This is a genomic window from Geodermatophilus saharensis, from assembly GCF_900188205.1.
In the GTDB taxonomy this organism is placed as follows: Bacteria; Actinomycetota; Actinomycetes; order Mycobacteriales; family Geodermatophilaceae; genus Geodermatophilus; species Geodermatophilus saharensis.
On record NZ_FZOH01000011.1, the window covers coordinates 115,341 to 133,351 of the forward strand.

The window sequence follows — 18,011 nt, forward strand, 5'->3', positions numbered from 1 at the left end:
AGGGATCCCGCCCGGCGGTCACGTCAGCGGGAAGCCGACCAGCGCCGACAACTCCGCCAGCGCGGCCGCCGGGTCGGTCACCTTGACCGTGTGCATCCCCAGCGCCCGGGCGGGCTTGAGGTTGATGCCGAGGTCGTCGAGGTAGGCGCAGTCGGCGAAGGCGAGGTCCCGGCCGACCGCCTCGTTGAGCCGCGCCAGCGCCCGCCGGTAGATCTCCGGCTCGGGCTTGCGCACCCCCTCGACCGAGGACTCCACGACCGCGTCGAACAGGTCCAGCAGCTCGGCCAGCCGCCCGGTGCGCTCCATCGGCGCGACGTTGTTCGACAGCATCCCCAGCGGCAGGCCGGCCGCCCGCAGCCGACGGACCGCCTCGACCATCTCCGGGCGGATCTCCCCCGACAGCGCGGCCAGCACCCGGCGGGCGTCCACCCGGTGCCCGGCGGCCAGCGCCTCGGCCTCGAAGGTGTCGACGAACCCCTCGACGTCGAGCTCGTTGCGCTCGAAGCGGGCCCAGGCGTTGGTGTCGGGGTCGGTGCTGTTGAGCCGGCGGATGAGGCCGTCGGGCAGCCCGGCCTCGGCCTCGTAGGCGGCGAAGGCCACCATCGGGCTCTCGGTGATGACCCCGCCGAGGTCGAAGACGACGGCGGAGACCTCCGCGCTCACCGCGGCACCGCCGCGGCCAGCTCGTCGGCGAAGCCCAGCCGGGCGGCGATGGCCGCGACCTTCTCGTCGGCCCACAGGTCGTCGGCGGTCACGATCGGCCGCAGCTGCGCGGCGGGCAGACCGTCGTCGGCGAAGACGTCGAGGTCACCGCCGGGCCGGCCGGTCTCGTCGGGGTCGGTGGCGCCGGGGTCGTCCACGGCGATCCCGTACCGCTCCACGACCTCCGCGGCCAGCACCCACTCCTGCATCGTGGCGTCGGAGATCAGCGCCCGGACCATCCCGCCCGGGCCGTGCCGCAGCACGACGAAGTACAGCCGCGAGTCGACGACGACCACGAACGGCACCGGCCAGGCGCCCGGGTCCCCCAGCGCCCGCTCCAGCACCGGCAGCTCGTCGCCGGCGTCGGCGGCGAGCAGTTCGACCTGCCAGCGGCCGTCCGGGCGGCTGACCCGCACCGCCCAGCTGCCGCCTCCCGTGCCGCTCACCGGCGCCGCAGGAGGGTCAGGCCGTCGGCCAGCGGCAGCAGCACGGTCTCCCAGCGCGGGTCGGCGGCCAGTGCCGCGTTGAGCGCCACCACCGCGTGGTCGTCGTCGGACTCCGGCGCGAGCACCCGGCCACCGCGCAGCGTGTTGTCCAGCAGGACCACCCCGTTCTGCCGCACCCGCGGGTACAGCTCCTCGACGTAGTCGCGGTAGCCGGTCTTGTCGGCGTCGACGAAGGCCAGGTCCAGGACGGGTTCCTCCGACATCGCGCGCAGGGTGTCCAGCGCGTTGCCCAGCCGCAGGTCGATCCGGTCGGCAACGCCGGCGCGCTCCCAGTACCGCCGGGCGACCGCCGTCCACTCCTCGCTGCGGTCGAGGCAGACCAGCGAGCCGTCGGCGGGCAGGCCGCGGGCGATGCACAGCGCCGAGAAGCCGGTGAACGTGCCGATCTCCAGCGCCCGCCGCACGCCGAGGGCGCGGGTGAGCAGCTGCATGAGGACGCCCTGCTCGACGGCGATCTGGAAGGTGGCCGGCGCCTCGCCGCGCTCGGCCATGGCCGCGGTCTCGGCGACCAGGTCGGCGGCCACCTCGTCGAGCGGCTCGGAGCTCGCCCGGACGTGGTCGGCCAGCTCCGGGGTGAGGAGGAACGACCGCGGCGTCATGCCGGGGGCCGGGGGCGGGGTGAGGACGGCATAGCCTCCGATCATGGCCGATCCCGCACCGGACGACGGCGCCCAGGTCGATCCCGCGCTGGCCGCCCGGCTCGCCGCCGACCCGCTCGCGGACCTGCTGGGCATCGTCCTCGAGGAGGTCCGCCCCGGGTACGCCCGCGCGGGCATGACCGTGGGCCCGCGGCTGCTCAACACCGTGGGCACCGCGCACGGCGGGGCGACGATGGCGCTGCTCGACGTCGTCCACGCCGCGGTGAGCAACAGCCACGGCGTGGTGGCGGTCGCGCAGGACGTGCACACCGAGTTCCTCGCCCCCGGCCGGCCCGGTGAGCGGCTGGTCGCCGAGGGCACCGAGCTGCACCGCAGCCGGCGCACCGCCGTCTACCGGATCGACGCCCGCGGGGAGGACGGCCGGCTGGTCGCGACCGCGCTGGCCCGGGTCTTCCGCACCGAGCGCAGCTGGGCGACGGCGGAGTGAGCCTGCCGGTCCCCACCATGGCCCGCCCGCCGGTCGGCGTCGTCGGCCTCGGCCAGCTCGGCGGGTCGCTGGCCGCCGCGCTGGTGGCGGCCGGTCGCGAGGTCCGCGGGTGGGACGTCGACCCCGCCGCCCGGGAGGCCGCGGCGGCGCGGGGCGTGCGGGTGACCCGGGAGCTGGCCGGCGTCGTCGTCCTGGCCGTCCCGCTGCCGGACACCGCCGCCGCGCTCGACGGTATCGACGTCGACCCGGCCGCCACCGTCACCGACGTCGGCTCGGTCAAGGAGCCGGTGCTGGCCACGGTGGGCGCCGCGCTGGGCGGGCGGTTCGTCGGCGGGCACCCGATGGCCGGGACCGAGCGCTCCGGGCACGCGGCCACCGACCCGGCACTGTTCCGCGGCGCCCGCTGGGCGCTGTGCCTGGAGCCGGGCACCGAGCTGCCGCGCTGGCTGCGCGCCGCGGAGGTGGTCCTCGACGCCGGCGCGGAGGTGGTGCCGGTGACCGCCGCCGAGCACGACGCCGCCGTCGCGGCGGTCAGCCACGTCCCGCACCTGCTCGCCGCCGCCCTGGCCGCGGCCGCCGGCGAGGCCGGCCCGCTGGCCCTGGCGCTGGCCGCCGGCAGCTTCCGCGACGGCACCCGGGTGGCCGGCAGCGACCCGGCGTTCGTGACGGCGATGGTCGAGGGCAACGCCGGCCCGACGGCGGCCGCCCTGGACCGGGTGCTGGCCCAGCTGCGGCGGCCGTGGCCGGAGCTGGTGGCCGCCGGGCACGGGGTGCGCACCGCGGACCCCGGCCGGCGCACCGTCCGGGTCCCGCTGGACCGGGTGGCGTTGCTGGCGCTGGGCCGGGCCGGCGGGGCGGTGACCCGGCGGCTGGCCGCCTTCGTCGAGGGCTGGGTGCCGCAGCCCTGAGCGGTTGCGCGGCGGGGGTGCAGGGCAAGGTGCGGGCATGGACGACGACGAGATCCGCCACCGCATCGACGCGCTCGCCGACGAGGAGCGCCTGCTGAGGGAGAGCGGGGAGCACACCGCCGAGCAGCGGGCCCGGCTCCGGCAGGTCGAGGAGGAGCGCGACCAGCTCTGGGACCTGCGCCGGCAGCGGGACGCCAAGCGGCAGTACGACGAGGACCCCGACTCCGCGGAGGTCCGCCCGAGGTCCGAGGTCGAGGGCTACCTCCAGTAACGGGAGCCCGGCGACGCGGCTGCACCCCGGGCGGCCCCCTGCAGGGGCCCGCCGCGAGCGTGCGAGCGGTGGGGGCAGGGGGTCCGTCGTCAGGCCGAGTCGCAGACCGGCCGGCGGTTGCCGGCGTCGTGGTGGCCGGTGTCCAGCAGCGCCAGCTGCCAGAGCAGCCGCGCCCGCGGGTCGGCGAGCTTGCGGCCGGTCACCGACTCGATGCGCCGCAGCCGGTGCATGACCGTGTTGCGGTGGCAGTACAGGAGGTCGGCGGCGCGGGTGGGCGAGCCGTCGGCGTCGAGCAGGGCCGAGAGCGTCTCCAACAGCACCTCGCGCTCGTCCTCGGGCAGCTCCAGCAGCCGGCCGAGGGTGAGCCCGACGAGCCGCTCGGCGATCTCCGGCGAGTCGGACAGCAGCGCCTCGGGCAGCCGGTCGTCGACCGTGACCACCCGTGCGGTGCCGGCGCGCAGCGTGCGCGCGGCGGTCTCGGCCAGCCGGTAGGCCCCGGCCACGGCCGCGGCGCCCTCCACGACGGCCGACACCCCGACCGGCCCGGTGGCCAGCAGCCCCAGCCGGCCCAGCAGCTCCGGCAGCCGGCGGGTGCCCAGGGCCACCACGCCCACGAGCGCCTGCGACCGGGCGCCCCAGGCCGAGCGGATGCCGCGCTTGAGCAGGGCCGCCCCGGGGTCGGCCGGCAGGCCGGGCACGCCCTCCCCGGCCGGGGCGACGACGACGGCCAGCGGGCCGGTCAGCGGGACGGCGAGCTGCTCCGACGCCGTCCGGACGAACGCGGGGTCGCCGCCGCGGCCGTCGAGCAGCCCGTCGACCAGCCGCTGCCGCCCGGCGGCGTCGAGACCGGTGCGGCGGCGCTCCTCGGTGCGGTACGCCGTGGCGACGGCGGTGCACTCGCGGTCGTTGGTGCGCCACAGCGACCCGGCCACCTCCAGCAGCAGGCCGTCGTCGTGGCCGGCGACCTGCCGGGAGGCCGCGACCAGCGACTCCCAGAGCACCTGGCCGCCGAGCCGGTAGCCGCGCAGCACCGCCTCGAGCGGGATGTCCTGGGTGGCGCGCAGGCGGCCGACCTCGGCGGCGGCGGCCGCACCGGCCTGGCGCTCGGGGACCGACCCCTCCGACAGCAGCCCGCGGACGCCGACGGCCAGGTTGGCCTTGAGGGAGGCGCGCATCGCGACCGGGTCGGTGCGCAGCGCGTCGCGGTAGGCGGGCTCGGTGCGCAGCAGGATGTCGACCATCCGGTCGGTCATGCCGTCGAGCTCGCCGAGCAGCACCGGCACGAGCTCGGCGAGCCGGTCGGCCACCGCACGCCGCGTCTCCTGCACGTGACCACCTCCGCTCGGCACCGCGGACAGCACAACACGGGCCGGTCATCACTGTGCGGTCAGCCCATTGTGACGGCCCTCACCAGTCGGCAGGCTCATCGGGACGGAGCCGTGACCCAATCGTCGCCCCGCGCGCCGCCGGTCGCGGGAACTCCCCGACGCAGAGGAGACGTGGGCCCCTTGGCGCAGCCGCCGGACAGCACGAGCAGCAGCACGCCGCACCACGACCGCTCGTCCGGCGCCCGGCTGGAGATGACCGGGATCAGCGTGTCCTTCGGGGGCGTCGCCGCGCTCTCCGACGTGTCGCTGACCGTCGAGCCCGGCCAGGTGCACGGGCTCATCGGGCCCAACGGCGCGGGCAAGACCACCCTGTTCAACGTCGCGTGCGGCCTGGTCCGCCCCGACACGGGCCGGATCGTGTGGCGCGGCGACGAGCTGCGCCGGCTGCGGCCCAGCCAGCTGAGCCGGCTCGGCATCGCCCGCACCCTGCAGGGCGTCGGTCTCTTCCGCGGCCTGACCGTGCTGGAGAACGTCATGGTGGGTGCGCACCGGCACGCCCGGGCCGGGTTCGTCTCCGCGCTGTTCGCCATCCCGACGTCCGACCGCGACGAGGCGCGGCTGCGCGCGCGGGCCCTCGCGGCCCTCGAGGAGCTCGAGGCCACCCCCTACGCCGGGCGCTACCCCGACTCGCTGCCCTACCCGGTGCAGAAGCGGGTCGCGCTGGCCCGCGCCCTGGTCAGCGACCCCGACCTGCTGCTGCTCGACGAACCGGCCAGCGGCCTGTCCGAGGACGAGATGCACGAGCTCGGCGACCTGATCCGCACGCTCTCCGGGCGGATGAGCGTGCTGCTCGTCGAGCACCACATGGACCTCGTCATGCGGGTGTGCGACCGGATCACCGTGCTCGACTCCGGCCAGCAGATCGCCGCCGGCACGCCGGCGGAGGTGCAGGCCGACCCGGCCGTGACCGAGGCCTACCTCGGCGACGAGGTCGACGTCGCGAGCGACGCCGCGGCCCTGACCACGTCCACCGACGGACGGGAGCGCTGACGTGACCCAGCCGAACGGGGCCTCGCTGTCGAAGGGAGCCACCGCCGCGTCCGCCGCCGGCTCCGCTGCCACCGGTGCCGCCGGCGGGGCCCGCACCGCCGCGCCGGTGCTGGAGGTCGAGGGGCTGTCGGCGGCCTACGGGCCGGTCCGGGCGCTCGACGGCGTCTCGCTGCAGGCCGAGGCCGGCCGGATCACCGCCGTCCTCGGCGCCAACGGCGCGGGCAAGACGACGCTGCTGCGCACCATCAGCGGCCTGGTGCGCCCGACCGCCGGCCGCGTCGTCCTCGGCGGCGAGGACGTCACCCGGGCGCAGGTCGAGGCCATGGTCACCAAGGGCATGTCGCACGTGCCGGAGGGTCGCGGCGTCATCGCCGAGCTGACCGTCGACGAGAACCTCCGCGTGGGGTCGCTGTTCCGCGGCAAGGTCGGCAAGGACGAGTTCGACCGGGTCTACGACTTCTTCCCCCGCCTGGTGGAGCGGCGGGACAACCCGGCGCACACGCTCTCCGGCGGTGAGCGGCAGATGCTGGTCATCGGGCGGGCGCTGCTGGCCCAACCCCGCCTGCTGCTCCTCGACGAGCCGTCGCTGGGCCTGGCGCCGCGGATCGTGGCGCAGATCTTCGCGCTGCTGCGCAACCTCGTCGACTCCGAGGGCCTGTCGGTGCTGCTGGTGGAGCAGAACGCCCGCAGCGCGCTGTCGGTCGCCGACGTGGGGGTCGTGCTCAACCTCGGCCGGGTCGTGGTCACCGACGAGGCGCACCGGCTCGCCGGGGACGAGGAACTCCGCCACGCCTACCTCGGCTTCTGAGCCGGCCGCCCGTCCAGGACACAGCAGGAAGGCGATCCGCTCGTGCAGCAGTTCGTGAACGTCACCCTCACCGGGCTGATCTCGGGGTCGGTCTACGCGGCCTTCGCGCTGGCCCTGGTGCTCATCTGGCGGTCCACCCGCATCGTCAACTTCGCGCAGGGCTCGATGGCCGCGGCGACCAGCTTCATCGCCCTGGCCCTCATCCAGGCCGGGCAGTCCTACTGGCTGGCCCTCGTCGTCGCGCTGGCCAGCGGCTTCGTCATCGGCGCGGTCATCGAGCGGGTCGTCATCCGGCCGGTCGAGGGCGGTCCCGAGCTCAACGCCGTCATCGTGACCCTGGGTCTGTTCGTCGCGATCCAGGCGCTGATCGCGATCGTGTTCGGCTCGTCGTTCGAGTCGTTCCCGGCGCCGTTCGGGCTGCGCGGGTTCACCGTGGGCGAGACCACCATCGCCCTGACCCCCAACAGCATCTACGTGCTGGTCGCGGTCGTCCTGACGATGGCCGGCCTCATCGCGCTGTTCCGCTTCACCCGCCTGGGCCTGGCCATGCGCGCCTCGGCGTTCGGGCAGGAGGTGGCCCGGCTGCTCGGTGTCCGCGTCGGCCGGATGCTGACCCTCGGCTGGGCGCTGGCCGCCGTCGTCGGCTCGCTGTCGGGCCTGCTCATCGCCGGCGGTGGCCTGGTCTACCCGGCCTACATGGACGCGCTCATCGTGTTCGGCTTCGTCGCCGCCGTGCTCGGCGGCCTCGACTCCCCGGTGGGCGCCGTCGTCGGCGGCCTGACCATCGGGCTGGCGCTGAGCTACGTCAGCGCGTACCTGGACCCCGCACTGGTCAACCTGGCCGCCCTCGTGATCCTCATGGTGGTGCTCCTGGTGCGGCCCGGCGGCCTGTTCGCCAGCAGCACGGCACGGAGGGCGTGAGCCAGATGACCCAGCCGCCGGACACCCCCGTCGTCTCGACCGGGGAGATCTCCTCCGAGGCCCCCGTGCAGGCCACCGCCGCGGCCAACGCGCCCACGGCCTCCGCGGGCGGCGGGCGCTCGTTCCTGCCCGCCAACACGCTGCTGCGCCACCTGCTGGTGCTGGTCGCCTGCGCGGTCGGCGCGGTGGTCCTGCTGGAGATCACCGACCCGTTCACCAACTCGCAGCTGGCCCAGCTCACCTACTACGCGATCGCCGCCGGCGGGCTCACGGTCCTGACCGGCCTCAACGGGCAGATCTCCCTCGGCCACGGCGCGCTCATGGCCGTCGGCGCCTACACCACCGCCCTGATGCTCGACGCCGACGAGCCCCTGCCGCTGCCGGTCGTCCTCCTCGCCGCGGTGGCCCTCGCCACGGTCGTCGGCGCGCTGGTGGGGGTCGCCGCGGCCCGGCTGCACGGGCCCTACCTGGCCGGGGCGACGCTGGCGCTCGCGGTCGGCCTGCCCGGTCTCGCGGTGTACTACGGCGACCTGTTCGGCGGGGAGCAGGGCCTGCGGGTGCGGGCACCGCGGGCGCCGGAGAGCTTCGAGAGCTTCATCGACCTGGTGTCGGGCAACCCGCCGAGCGCCACCAAGTGGCTGGCCTACGTCGGGACCATCTGCCTGCTCATCACCTTCTTCCTGCTGGCCAACCTGGTGCGCAGCCGCATCGGCCGCACCTGGCGCGCCGTCCGCGACCAGGAGGTGGCCGCCGAGCTCGCCGGTATCAACCTGGGCGCCTGGCGGGTGCTGGCCTTCGTCGTGAGCGCCGCCTGCGCCGGCCTCGCCGGCGGGGTGCTGGCCCTGGTCGTCCGACTGGCCGCGCCCAGCGGCTTCACGCTCGTCCTGTCCCTGGCGCTGCTGACCGCGATCGTCATCGGCGGTCTCGGCAGCCTGGTCGGCGTCCTGCTCGGCTCGGCGCTGCTGGTGTTCCTGCCGCCGTTCGTCACCGACCTCGGCGCCGACCTCGGGCTCAACAGCACCGAGGCGGCCCAGCTGGCCCCGTTCGTCTACGGGCTGGTGCTCGTCGTGGTGATGATCTTCGCCCCGGCCGGGGTGGTCGGGACCATCCGCATGCGGTGGCTGACCGCCCGGGCGCGCCGCGCGGCGCGCGGCGCCGGCAGCTGACCGGCGGCCGTCGCGCCGCGGGGCGACGCCGGCCCCCTCCCCCACAGACCCCCGGTCGAAGGCGTCCGGGACACGAAAGAAGGAGAACCGTTGACCAGATCCTCCCGGCGACTCACCCGGCTCCTGGCCGCGGCCACCGTCGCCACGACGCTCGCCGCCTGCGGTGGCGGCGACGACGGCGGCGGCGGTGGCGGGGGCGGTGGCGGCGAGAACGAGGCCTCCGACGTCGGCATCACCGAGGACACCATCAAGCTCGGGGCGCACTACCCGCTCACCGGCGTGGCGGCCCCCGGCTACAGCGAGATCCCGACCGGTGTGCAGGCCTACTTCGACCACGTCAACGCCAACGGCGGTGTCTACGACCGGCAGATCGAGTACGTCTACCGCGACGACGCCTACAACCCCACGAACACCAGCGCGGTGGTCAACCAGCTGGTGCTCGAGGACGAGGTCTTCGCCGTCGTCGGTGGCCTCGGCACGCCGACGCACTCCGCCGTCCTGGAGTTCCTCAACAGCGAGCGGGTGCCCGACCTGTTCGTCTCCTCGGGCTCGCGGCTGTGGGGCGAGACCCCGGAGGACTACCCGTACACCTTCGGCTGGCAGACCGACTACGTCAGCGAGGGCAAGATCCTCGGGCAGTACATCGCCGAGAACCTGCCCGACGCGAAGGTCGGCCTGTTCCTGCAGGACGACGACCTCGGCGCCGACGGCGAGAGCGGCCTGCGGGAGTACATCGACGACCAGATCGTCGAGGTGCAGAGCTACGTCCCGGGCAACACCGACGTGGGTCCGCAGATCGCCGCCCTGCAGGCGGCCGGGGCCGACGTCGTCGTCGGGTTCAACGTGCCCAGCTACACGGCGCTGTCGCAGCTGGTCTCCCTGCGCCTGGGCTACCAGCCCCAGTGGTTCTACTCGAACGTGGGCTCGGACCCGACGCTGGTCGGCAGCCTGCTGGCCAACTTCTCCCAGGGCCAGGTGACCGACGCCACCCTGCTCGACGGCGCGATCACCACCGAGTACTTCCCGGGCACCGACTCGCCCGACGACCCGTGGGTGCAGATGTTCCAGCAGATCTGGGACGAGCAGGGGCAGGAGGGTGAGCTGACCACCTTCCGCCTGTACGGCATGGCGCAGGCCTACACGACCGTGCAGGCGCTGCAGGCGGCCGGGCAGAACCCCACCCGTGACGACCTGGTCGCGGCGATCGAGCAGGTCGGCGCCGACTGGGAGGGTCCGCTGTTCGCCCCGTTCCGGTACTCCGAGGACAGCCACATGGGCACCAGCGGCATGCGCGTCGTCCAGGTGGCCGGCGCGGCCGTCGAGGAGCTCACGCCGGTCCTCACCACCGACCTCGGTGACGCCGAGATCGAGGAGAGCGACCGCGAGGCCGCCACTCCCCCGGAGAACGGCATCCCCGACGAGGAGGCCGCTGACTAGCAGGAGGACCCCCTTCCTCCCCACCCCTCGCTGACGCTCGGGGCGGGGCACTGCGAGGGGGCCGTTCCAGCAGCTCACCAGGCGGGCCGCCGGTCTCCCCGGACCGGCGGCCCGTCGGCGTCCGGTCACCCGTGCGGGGAGACACTCAGCTGTCGAAGTGTCGGCCGGTGATCTCCGGGTAGGAGCGCCCCGGCAGAGCACGGGCGGAGGGACGGGAGCGTCGATGGTGCAGGCGGCACGGACGATCCGGCGGGCGGTGGTGACCGGCGGCGCCGGGTTCCTCGGCTCCCACCTCTGCGAGCACCTCCTCGACCGCGGCGTCGAGGTGGTGTGCCTGGACAACTTCCTCACCGGCTCGCCGGAGAACGTCGTGCACCTGCTCGAGCACCCCGGGTTCCGGCTGGTGCGCTGCGACGTCACCGACTTCGTGCACGTGCCCGGCCCGGTCGACCTCGTGCTGCACTTCGCCTCGCCGGCCAGCCCGCTGGACTACCTCCGCATGCCGATCGAGACGCTCAAGGTGGGCAGCCTCGGCACGCTGCACACCCTGGGCCTGGCGCACGAGAAGGGCGCCCGGTACGTGCTGGCCTCGACGTCGGAGGTCTACGGCGACCCGCTCGTGCACCCCCAGCCCGAGGAGTACTGGGGCAACGTCAACCCGGTCGGGCCGCGCGGCGTCTACGACGAGGCGAAGCGCTTCAGCGAGGCCATGACGACCGCGTACCGGACGTCGAAGGGCACCGACACCGGCATCGTGCGCATCTTCAACACCTACGGCCCGCGGATGCGCGCCGACGACGGCCGGGCCATCCCCGCCTTCGTCGGCCAGGCGCTGGCCGGCCGGCCGCTCACCGTCGCCGGCGACGGCTCGCAGACCCGCTCGATCTGCTACGTCGACGACACGGTGCGCGGCATCCTCGCCCTCGCCATCTCCGACCAGCCCGGCCCGGTCAACATCGGCAACCCCGACGAGCTGTCGATGCTCCGGCTCGCCGAGTGGATCGTCGAGCTGACCGGCTCCTCCTCGGGGATCGAGTACATCGACCTGCCCGTCGACGACCCGAAGGTCCGCCGTCCCGACACCCGCCGCGCCGAGGAGCTGCTCGGGTGGCGGCCCGGTGTCGCCTCGGAGGAGGGGCTGCGCCGCACCGTGGCCTGGTTCGCCGAGCGGCAGCGGGCGCTCGCGCTGCAGGCCGGCTGACCGGCTCCCCCGGGCCAGCGGGAGCCCCCTCGACCGGCCCGCTCCCGCTGTGGCCGACTTCGCATCTACATTGGTGACCGGCGGTCGTAGAGCACGCCGAGGAACCGGACACTGACGGAGAGCGAGCAATGGGCCGCCACGCCGACACGAGCACCGTGCGCCGCAGCCAGCGTCCCGCACCCGTCGCCCTGCTGGCCGGCCTCGTGGTCGTCGCGCTGGTGGCCGGCGGGCTGGTCTGGTGGCTGGCCTCCGGGTCGGGCGGGGACGGGTGCGAGGACACCCACACCGTCCGGGTCACGGTCGCACCCGAGATGGGCGGCGTCGCGCAGGACCTGCTCGACGAGCCGCAGGACCTCGGCGGCGGGACCTGCGCCGTCGGCGAGGTGAGCGCCCAGGAGCCGCTGCAGACGGTCGGCGACCTCTCCGCCCTCGAGGACGGCGCGCTGCCGCAGGTCTGGGTGCCCGACAGCTCGCTGTGGACCGTCCGCGCCGACGACGTCGAGTTCGACGCCTCCGGGTCGATGGCGCGCTCCCCCGTCGTCCTCGGCACCAGCCGCGCGGCCGCCGACGAGCTCGGCTGGACCCAGACGCCGCCGGACTGGCGCGCGGCGCTGAGCGGCCAGCGCCCCATCGCGGTGCCCGACCTGGCCGCCAGCGCCGAGGGCGTCGCCGCGCTGGCCGCCGTGCAGACCTCGCTCGGCGGGGGCGACCAGGCCGACAACGCCGTCGTCCAGGCCGTCCTGGCCGCCCGCCGCGGCCCCGCGGTCGACCCCGCCGACGCCCTCACCGCGGCCGCGGAGAACGACGTCGAGGCCGCGCTGGTCCCGATCAGCGAGCAGGAGGTCATCACGGTCAACCGCGCGACCCCCGACTCCTCGCTCGTCGCCGTCTACCCGGCCGAGGGCTCCCCCCAGCTGGACTACCCGGTGCTGCGGGTGGGCCCCACCGCCGACGAGGACCGCGCCGCCGTCGACGCCGTCGTCCGGACGCTGACCTCCGCGCAGGCGCGCACCGCCGTCCTGGCGGCCGGGTTCCGCGACGCGGAGGGCACTCCGCCGACCGACCCCGGCCCGGGCGTGCGCGAGGAGGCGCCCCCGGTGCTCGACGTCGACCCGGAGGGGGTGCAGGCCCTGCTGGGCGAGCTCAGCCGGCTGGCCGCGCCCTCGCGGCTGCTCACCGTCATCGACGTGTCGGCGTCGATGGAGGCCCCCGCCGGCGACGGCACCCGCGCCACCCTCGCCCGCGACGCGGCCAAGAGCGCGCTGACCCTCATCCCCGGGACGTCGTCGATCGGGCTGTGGGTGTTCGCCTACCAGCTGCAGGGCGAGCAGGACTGGACCGAGCTCGCGCCCATCCGCACGCTGTCCGAGGAGGTCGACGGCACCACCCAGCGCGACCTGCTCGACGACGAGCTCGACACCATCCCCGACCGGCTCGCGCCCGGGGGCACCGGCCTGTACGACACCACGCTGGACGCCTTCCGGGCCGCGCAGGAGCAGTACGACCCCGAGGCCGTCAGCAGCGTCGTGATCGTCACCGACGGGACCAACGAGGACTCCTCGGGCGTCGACCTCGACACGCTGGTGCAGACGCTGGAAGCCGAGGCCGACCCGCAGCGGCCGGTCAAGGTCATCGGCGTGGCGCTCGGCCCGGACGCCGACATCCAGGCACTGCAGCGGATCGCCGAGGCCACCGGCGGCGCGGCCTACTCCGCCGTCGACCCCAACGACCTGCAGGACGTGCTGTTCGACGCGCTGCGGCAGCGGTAGCGCTGCGGCAGCGGTAGCGCTGCGGCAGCGGTAGGACCGCGGTCGTCCGGACCGCACGGCGGGGTCAGCGCAGCAGGGCGAGGACGCGGGCCGGGGTCTGGTTGGCCTGCGCCAGCACGGCGATCCCGGCCTCCGCCAGGACCTGGCCGCGGGTCAGGACGGTGACCTCGGCGGCCACGTCGAGGTCGCGGATCCGGGACTCGGCGGCCGTCGTGCCCTCGACGGCCGCACCGAGCACGCCGATGCGGGAGGAGAGGCGGTTGTCGATCGCGCCGAGGCGCGCCCGGAGGTCCGACACCCGGGCGATGGCCCCGTCGATGGCCCGGAGCGTGCCGGCGGTCCCCGCGTCCCCTGTGTAGGTGGGGGTCACCGCCGCCGCGTCCGCTGCGGTGGAGGCCGGGCCCGGGGTCTCCCCGGTGAACAGCAGGCCGGTGGCGGTCGCGACGAACGGGGTGGACCCGGTGCCGAGAGCCGCCACGGCGCTCGCGTTGAGCCGGTCGAGGCGCTCCTGCGCCGTCCCGGCGCCCGAGTAGTCCACCGACCCCAGGTCGAACGCCCGCCCGCCGTAGCGCACCGTGCCGGCGAGGGCGTCGAAGCTCTCCGCGTACGCGTCCGCCGAGACGTGGTCACCGGCCAGGACCAGCCGGCCGGGGGCGGCGGTGTCGCGGGCGGCGGGGACGGCGGCGTCGACCGTGGCGGGGACGGGTCCGGTGTAGCGCGGGGTCAGCGCGGCGGCGTCGGCCGGCAGCGAGGCCGGGCCCGGGGTGGCACCGGTGAGCACCAGTCCCGCGGCGGTCGGGGCGAACGGACCGGCCCCGAGAGCGGCCGTGACCGCGGCGGCGAGCCGGTCGAGGTGGTCCTGCGCGGTCACCGCCCCGGTGCGGTCGACCGACGCGAGGTCGAGCACCCGCCCGTCGTACTCCACGGTCCCGGTCAGCGCGGCGAGGGCGGCGGCCGAGGTGGGGTCCACCGCGAGGGTCAGCCGCCCGGGCGCAGGCGTGCTGGGCTCGACGGCGACGGCCGGGGTGAGCGTGTGCGGGAGGCCCAGGCCGCCGGTCACGTCGACCCGTGACAGCCCCAGGCCGGCGGCGCCCACTGCCCGGCCGGAGACGGCGATGACCACGCGGAGGGTGTCACCGGCGTCGGCACCGACCTGCAGCAGCCGGTCGTACGTGCCGTCCAGGAGCCGGATGCCGTGGGAGGTGGTGCCGGCGACGTCGTCGAGTTCGCTGCGCAGCTGGTCGAACTCGGTGCGGACGGCGCCGGCCGCCGCCGCGTCGAGCGCACCGGCGTTCCCGGCCTGCACGGCCAGGTCGCGCATCCGCCGCAGGATCGCCTGCACCGCGTCGAGGGCGCCGTCGGCGGTGCGGACGACGCCGATGCCGTCCTGGGCGTTGCGGACTGCGACGGTCGTGCCGCGGGTGCGGGCGCGCAGGCCCTCGGAGACGGCCAGTCCCGTCGCGTCGTCGGCCGCGCGGGTGATCCGCAGCCCCGAGGACAGCCGCCGCAGCGACGCCGCCACGGACCGGTCCGTCCGCTCCAACGCGGCGGAGGCGTGGAGTGCCGCCACGTTCGTGGCGATCCTCATCCCCGCGCCTCCGTCGTGTCCGTCGTGTCCGGGGTCCGGCTGCGCCCGTGCCGCAGGGACCACCTCCCGTCACTACGGCACCACCCGGACAGCCCTTCACCCGAGAACGGATCGTCCGGAAACGCCCCCCGTCAGGGGGATCCCGTCGTCCCTCGGCTGCAGGCGGCAGCCGCCGGAGCCGACGTCCGGCACGGGCCCGCGCCGGGCCGACGAGCTGCCGAGGGGACGGGGACACGCATGCACACGGGGTCAGGACACGACAGGGGCGTCAGGTCCGGGCCGGCCACGCGCGGTCAGCGGGTGACCGCCGCGGTCGTCGGCGTCGTGCTCGGCTTCGGCGGGGCCGCGGTGGTCGACACCGCCCTCGCCGGCCCGCCCCTCGAGGAGGCCGCTGACTTCGGCCCCTCCGGGGACGGCCGTACCCGGCTGGCCGTGAGCACGCCCACCGGCATCGACGCCGCGACGCTGGGCGTGCTCGAGCAGCTGCCGGCCGTCGACTCGGCGCAACGGCTCTTCGACGGCAGCGCGCTGATCGCCGGGTACGGCATCACGCCCGACACCGTCCGCGCCGCGCTGCCGCAGGCGGAGGTCACCGTCTCGGTGCCCGGCGAGGTCGCCGGTCAGGCGATCACCGACCCCTACGGGGCGGCCTACGGCTACGACCTGCTGAACACCGGCAGCAACGCCTACAACCAGGCGGCCGTCGCCGGAGCCGACGTGGCGGCCCCCACCGGCTGGCAGGCCGGCACCGGGCGCGGCATGGTCGTCGCGGTCGTCGACAGCGGCATGATGACCGGCCACCCGGACCTGGCCGGGGCGCTGTGGACGAACCCGGACGAGGCCTGCGGGTCGGCCGACACCGACGGCGACGGCTACGCCGGCGACTGCCACGGCTGGAACTTCTACGCCAACAGCCCCGACGTCACGAACGCGGGCAACGACAACAGCCACGGCACCGGCGTGGCCGGGGTCGTCGGCGCCCGCGCCGGCAACGGCCTGGGGTCGGCCGGCGTGGCGCCCGACGTCACGATCATGCCGCTGGTCATCGGCGGCGGCCAGAGCGTCGACCTGCGACTCGGTGCGCAGGCCATCCGCTACGCCGCCGACCACGGCGCCGACGTCGTGAACGCCTCGTGGGGCGGGCCCGGCGCCGCGCAGATCCTCGCCGAGGCCATCGCCTACGCCGGCAGCAAGGGCGTGCCGGTGGTCGCCGCGGCCGGCAACGACGCGCTCGACCGGGACACGTCGATGTTCTACCCCGCGTCGCTGATGGCCGACACCCTCGTCAAGGTCGGCAACAGCACCGCGTCGGACACCGTGAGCGCCTCCTCGGCCTACGGCGCCAGGAGCGTGGACCTGTTCGCGCCGGGCCACCTGGTCCCGACGACCTGGAACGACGGTGGCACCCGCGCGGTGTCGGGCACCTCGATCGCGGCGCCGCACGTGGCCGCCGCCCTCGCGCTGTACCGGGCGCACGACCGCGCCGCCACCGCCGCTGCGCTCGTCGACCGGCTGCTGGCCGACGTGCAGCCGGTGGCCGCGTTCGCCGGGAAGTCGGTCACCGGCGGCCGGCTGTCACTGACCCAGCTCGGCCAGACCGCCGCCGAGGTGTCCTACACCTTCACCGGGATGAGCGCCGACCCGGGCACGGTGGCCCCGACCGTCGTGACCAGCGGCAGCGCCCCGGGTGGGGAGTACGCCGTCCGCCTGCGCCTGGGCATGGAGCACCAGGGCCAGGTGTACGCGCTCAGCCAGCAGCAGGTCACCGTCGGCGGGGTCACCGGCACCACCGACGACACCGGCGCGGTCCTCTTCGACCTCGGCACCCGCCCCGGCCCATCGGCGACGGTCGCCCCGAGCCTCGAGCTGGCCCAGGGCCGCTACGTGCTCACCGCGCAGCTGGTCCGCGACGGGGCCGACGTGGGGCTGGCCTCCGCCGCGCCGCTGCTGGTCGGCGTGGCGTACCAGGCGCCCGACACCGGCCCCCGGCCCGGCACCCCGACGCCGGCGCCCGGTGGCAGCACCCCGGCCCCGGGTGGCCCGACGCCGCCGTCGACCACGCAGCCCGGCAGCAGCACCCCGAGCACCCCCAGCACGCCGGCCCCCGGCGGCTCGGCCCCGCCGTCGACCACCCAGCCGGGCACCAGCACGCCGGGCGGCACCCCGGCACCCGGCGGTGGCCAGCCCGGCACCCCCGCGCCCGGCGGCTCGACCCCGCCCTCGACCACCCAGCCCGGCACCAGCACGCCGGGCACGCCGGCGCCCGGTGGCACGGCCCCGTCGAGCAGCAGTCCGGCGCCCGGCGGCGGCACCCCCGCCCCGGGCGGCAGCCAGCCCGGGAGCCCGGCGCCCGGTGGCAGCACGCCGACGACCGGTGCGCCGGCGCCCGGCGGGTCGACCCCGGCGCCCGGCGGCAGCGCGCCGGGGCCCGGTGGGCAGCAGACCTACCCGGGCGTGGGGCCGTTCGGCCTGACCTCGATCAACCCGACCCGGGTGGACACCGCCGGTGGCACGAGCGTGACCGTCACCGGCACGGCGGTCCCGGCCGGGGCGCGGGTCCGCGTCGGGTCCAGCGCGCAGGCCACGGTGACCGCGGTGTCGGCCACCAGCGTCACCTTCACCACGCCCGCCCGGGCGGCCGGCACCTACGACGTGTACGTGTTCGCCCCCGACGGCACCTCGTCGGTGCTCGCCGGCGGCCTCACCTACCTCGACGGCACGGGCGGTGTCTCGCCGACCCCGACCCCGAGCCCGGCACCCGGCACGCCGCAGCCCGGCGCCCCGCAGCCGGGCGCCGGCGGTGGCACGCGCCCCACGGGCGGCGGTCCGCTCACCGGACCGCGGGGTGAGCGGCTGGTGCCCTCGGCGCTGTTCACCACGCTGGGCACCTCGATCTGGCGCCTCGACTGCTCCCGGTCCTGCTCGGGACTGGCCGTCTAGAGAGTGTCTGACGGTTCACGGGAGCCAGGTGAGTAGCGCGGCGAGGTTGAGCGCGCCGGCGTAGTTGCGGGCATGCTTGTCGTAGCGGGTGGCCAGTCCGCGCCACTGTTTGACCTGGCAGAAGCTGCGTTCGACGACGTTGCGGCGGGCGTAGCGGGCCTTGTTGAAGCCGACCGGGCGGCCACCGGCTGAGCCCTTGCGACGCCGGTTGGCGGCCTGGTCGCTGGGCTGAGCGATGGTGTGCGAGATGCCCCGACGACGGAGGAGTGCCCGGTTGGCGCGGCTGCTGTAGCCCTTGTCGGCGACGAGGTAATCCGGGCAAGTCCTCGG

Annotated in this window: 17 protein-coding genes; 11 read left to right on the forward strand and 6 right to left on the reverse strand. The window is 75.7% G+C overall.

The genetic code is table 11. The features are described 5' to 3' along the window. Positions 1-18: 18 nt before the first annotated feature. The 3 genes from CHC04_RS21795 to CHC04_RS21805 are packed head-to-tail and all read right to left on the reverse strand — an operon-like array spanning position 19 to position 1,852. Entirely contained in the window at positions 19-663 is a 645-nt protein-coding gene (locus CHC04_RS21795) for an HAD-IA family hydrolase (RefSeq protein ID WP_089406048.1), read from the reverse strand. Next, entirely contained in the window at positions 660-1,148 is a 489-nt protein-coding gene (locus CHC04_RS21800; RefSeq protein WP_089406049.1) for a tRNA adenosine deaminase-associated protein, read from the reverse strand. Before CHC04_RS21800 ends, CHC04_RS21795 begins: the two co-directional genes overlap by 4 nt. Next, positions 1,145-1,852 carry an O-methyltransferase gene (locus CHC04_RS21805; protein ID WP_245817624.1) on the reverse strand — a complete coding sequence of 236 codons (708 nt, stop codon included), beginning with the start codon at positions 1,850-1,852 and terminating at the stop codon, positions 1,145-1,147. Before CHC04_RS21805 ends, CHC04_RS21800 begins: the two co-directional genes overlap by 4 nt. On the opposite strand from CHC04_RS21805, the gene CHC04_RS21810 reads away from it, so the two are divergent. From CHC04_RS21810 to CHC04_RS21820, 3 genes are read left to right on the forward strand one after another with little or no spacing between them, the layout of a single operon-like run. Continuing rightward, positions 1,851-2,294: a PaaI family thioesterase gene (locus CHC04_RS21810; protein ID WP_089406050.1), complete on the forward strand. Its 444-nt coding sequence runs from the start codon at positions 1,851-1,853 to the stop codon at positions 2,292-2,294. The two genes, CHC04_RS21805 and CHC04_RS21810, sit on opposite strands and share 2 nt — an antisense overlap. Further along, on the forward strand, positions 2,291-3,202 hold the full coding sequence (locus CHC04_RS21815) for a prephenate dehydrogenase/arogenate dehydrogenase family protein (RefSeq protein WP_281252266.1): 912 nt from the start codon (positions 2,291-2,293) through the stop codon (positions 3,200-3,202). The genes CHC04_RS21810 and CHC04_RS21815 overlap by 4 nt, the downstream gene beginning before the upstream one ends. Before the next feature lie 37 nt (positions 3,203-3,239). Continuing rightward, positions 3,240-3,473 carry a DUF2630 family protein gene (locus CHC04_RS21820; protein ID WP_089406051.1) on the forward strand — a complete coding sequence of 78 codons (234 nt, stop codon included), beginning with the start codon at positions 3,240-3,242 and terminating at the stop codon, positions 3,471-3,473. 89 nt (positions 3,474-3,562) lie between these two features. Here the strand turns inward: CHC04_RS21820 and CHC04_RS21825 are convergent, their stop codons facing one another. Next, entirely contained in the window at positions 3,563-4,801 is a 1,239-nt protein-coding gene (locus CHC04_RS21825) for a PucR family transcriptional regulator (RefSeq protein ID WP_245817626.1), read from the reverse strand. A gap of 171 nt (positions 4,802-4,972) precedes the next feature. Here CHC04_RS21825 and CHC04_RS21830 point away from each other — a divergent pair, with 171 nt between their 5' ends. The 7 genes from CHC04_RS21830 (at position 4,973) to CHC04_RS21860 (ending at position 13,153) form a co-directional block, all read left to right on the forward strand. Continuing rightward, positions 4,973-5,851: an ABC transporter ATP-binding protein gene (locus CHC04_RS21830; protein ID WP_089406052.1), complete on the forward strand. Its 879-nt coding sequence runs from the start codon at positions 4,973-4,975 to the stop codon at positions 5,849-5,851. 1 nt (position 5,852) lies between these two features. Then, complete coding sequence (locus tag CHC04_RS21835) at positions 5,853-6,659, forward strand: ABC transporter ATP-binding protein (RefSeq protein WP_245817629.1); 807 nt, start codon at positions 5,853-5,855, stop codon at positions 6,657-6,659. Positions 6,660-6,701: 42 nt separating this feature from the next. Continuing rightward, complete coding sequence (locus CHC04_RS21840) at positions 6,702-7,580, forward strand: branched-chain amino acid ABC transporter permease (protein WP_089406053.1); 879 nt, start codon at positions 6,702-6,704, stop codon at positions 7,578-7,580. A gap of 5 nt (positions 7,581-7,585) precedes the next feature. Further along, on the forward strand, positions 7,586-8,746 hold the full coding sequence (locus CHC04_RS21845; protein WP_089406083.1) for a branched-chain amino acid ABC transporter permease: 1,161 nt from the start codon (positions 7,586-7,588) through the stop codon (positions 8,744-8,746). A 90-nt stretch (positions 8,747-8,836) separates the two neighbouring features. Beyond that, on the forward strand, positions 8,837-10,183 hold the full coding sequence (locus tag CHC04_RS21850) for an ABC transporter substrate-binding protein (RefSeq protein ID WP_245817631.1): 1,347 nt from the start codon (positions 8,837-8,839) through the stop codon (positions 10,181-10,183). Positions 10,184-10,406: 223 nt separating this feature from the next. Then, positions 10,407-11,384 carry a UDP-glucuronic acid decarboxylase family protein gene (locus tag CHC04_RS21855; RefSeq protein WP_089406054.1) on the forward strand — a complete coding sequence of 326 codons (978 nt, stop codon included), beginning with the start codon at positions 10,407-10,409 and terminating at the stop codon, positions 11,382-11,384. A gap of 128 nt (positions 11,385-11,512) precedes the next feature. Then, on the forward strand, positions 11,513-13,153 hold the full coding sequence (locus tag CHC04_RS21860; protein WP_089406055.1) for a VWA domain-containing protein: 1,641 nt from the start codon (positions 11,513-11,515) through the stop codon (positions 13,151-13,153). Positions 13,154-13,217: 64 nt separating this feature from the next. Here the strand turns inward: CHC04_RS21860 and CHC04_RS25395 are convergent, their stop codons facing one another. Then, entirely contained in the window at positions 13,218-14,741 is a 1,524-nt protein-coding gene (locus CHC04_RS25395; RefSeq protein WP_089406056.1) for a flagellin N-terminal helical domain-containing protein, read from the reverse strand. Between the two features lie 300 nt (positions 14,742-15,041). Here CHC04_RS25395 and CHC04_RS25400 point away from each other — a divergent pair, with 300 nt between their 5' ends. Then, positions 15,042-17,681 carry a S8 family serine peptidase gene (locus CHC04_RS25400; protein ID WP_089406057.1) on the forward strand — a complete coding sequence of 880 codons (2,640 nt, stop codon included), beginning with the start codon at positions 15,042-15,044 and terminating at the stop codon, positions 17,679-17,681. 15 nt (positions 17,682-17,696) lie between these two features. Here the strand turns inward: CHC04_RS25400 and CHC04_RS21875 are convergent. Then, positions 17,697-18,011, reverse strand: a 315-nt coding sequence (locus CHC04_RS21875) for a transposase (protein ID WP_141233884.1), incomplete at its 5' end; no start/stop codon positions are given.

Coding starts and splice junctions, on each gene's coding strand:
- CHC04_RS21855 (WP_089406054.1), top strand. CDS start 10,407: ATGGTGCAGGCGGCACGGACGATCCGGCGGGCGGTGGTGACCGGCGGC.
- CHC04_RS21805 (WP_245817624.1), bottom strand. CDS start 1,852: ATGATCGGAGGCTATGCCGTCCTCACCCCGCCCCCGGCCCCCGGCATG.
- CHC04_RS25395 (WP_089406056.1), bottom strand. CDS start 14,741: ATGAGGATCGCCACGAACGTGGCGGCACTCCACGCCTCCGCCGCGTTG.
- CHC04_RS21820 (WP_089406051.1), top strand. CDS start 3,240: ATGGACGACGACGAGATCCGCCACCGCATCGACGCGCTCGCCGACGAG.
- CHC04_RS21845 (WP_089406083.1), top strand. CDS start 7,586: ATGACCCAGCCGCCGGACACCCCCGTCGTCTCGACCGGGGAGATCTCC.
- CHC04_RS21810 (WP_089406050.1), top strand. CDS start 1,851: ATGGCCGATCCCGCACCGGACGACGGCGCCCAGGTCGATCCCGCGCTG.
- CHC04_RS21860 (WP_089406055.1), top strand. CDS start 11,513: ATGGGCCGCCACGCCGACACGAGCACCGTGCGCCGCAGCCAGCGTCCC.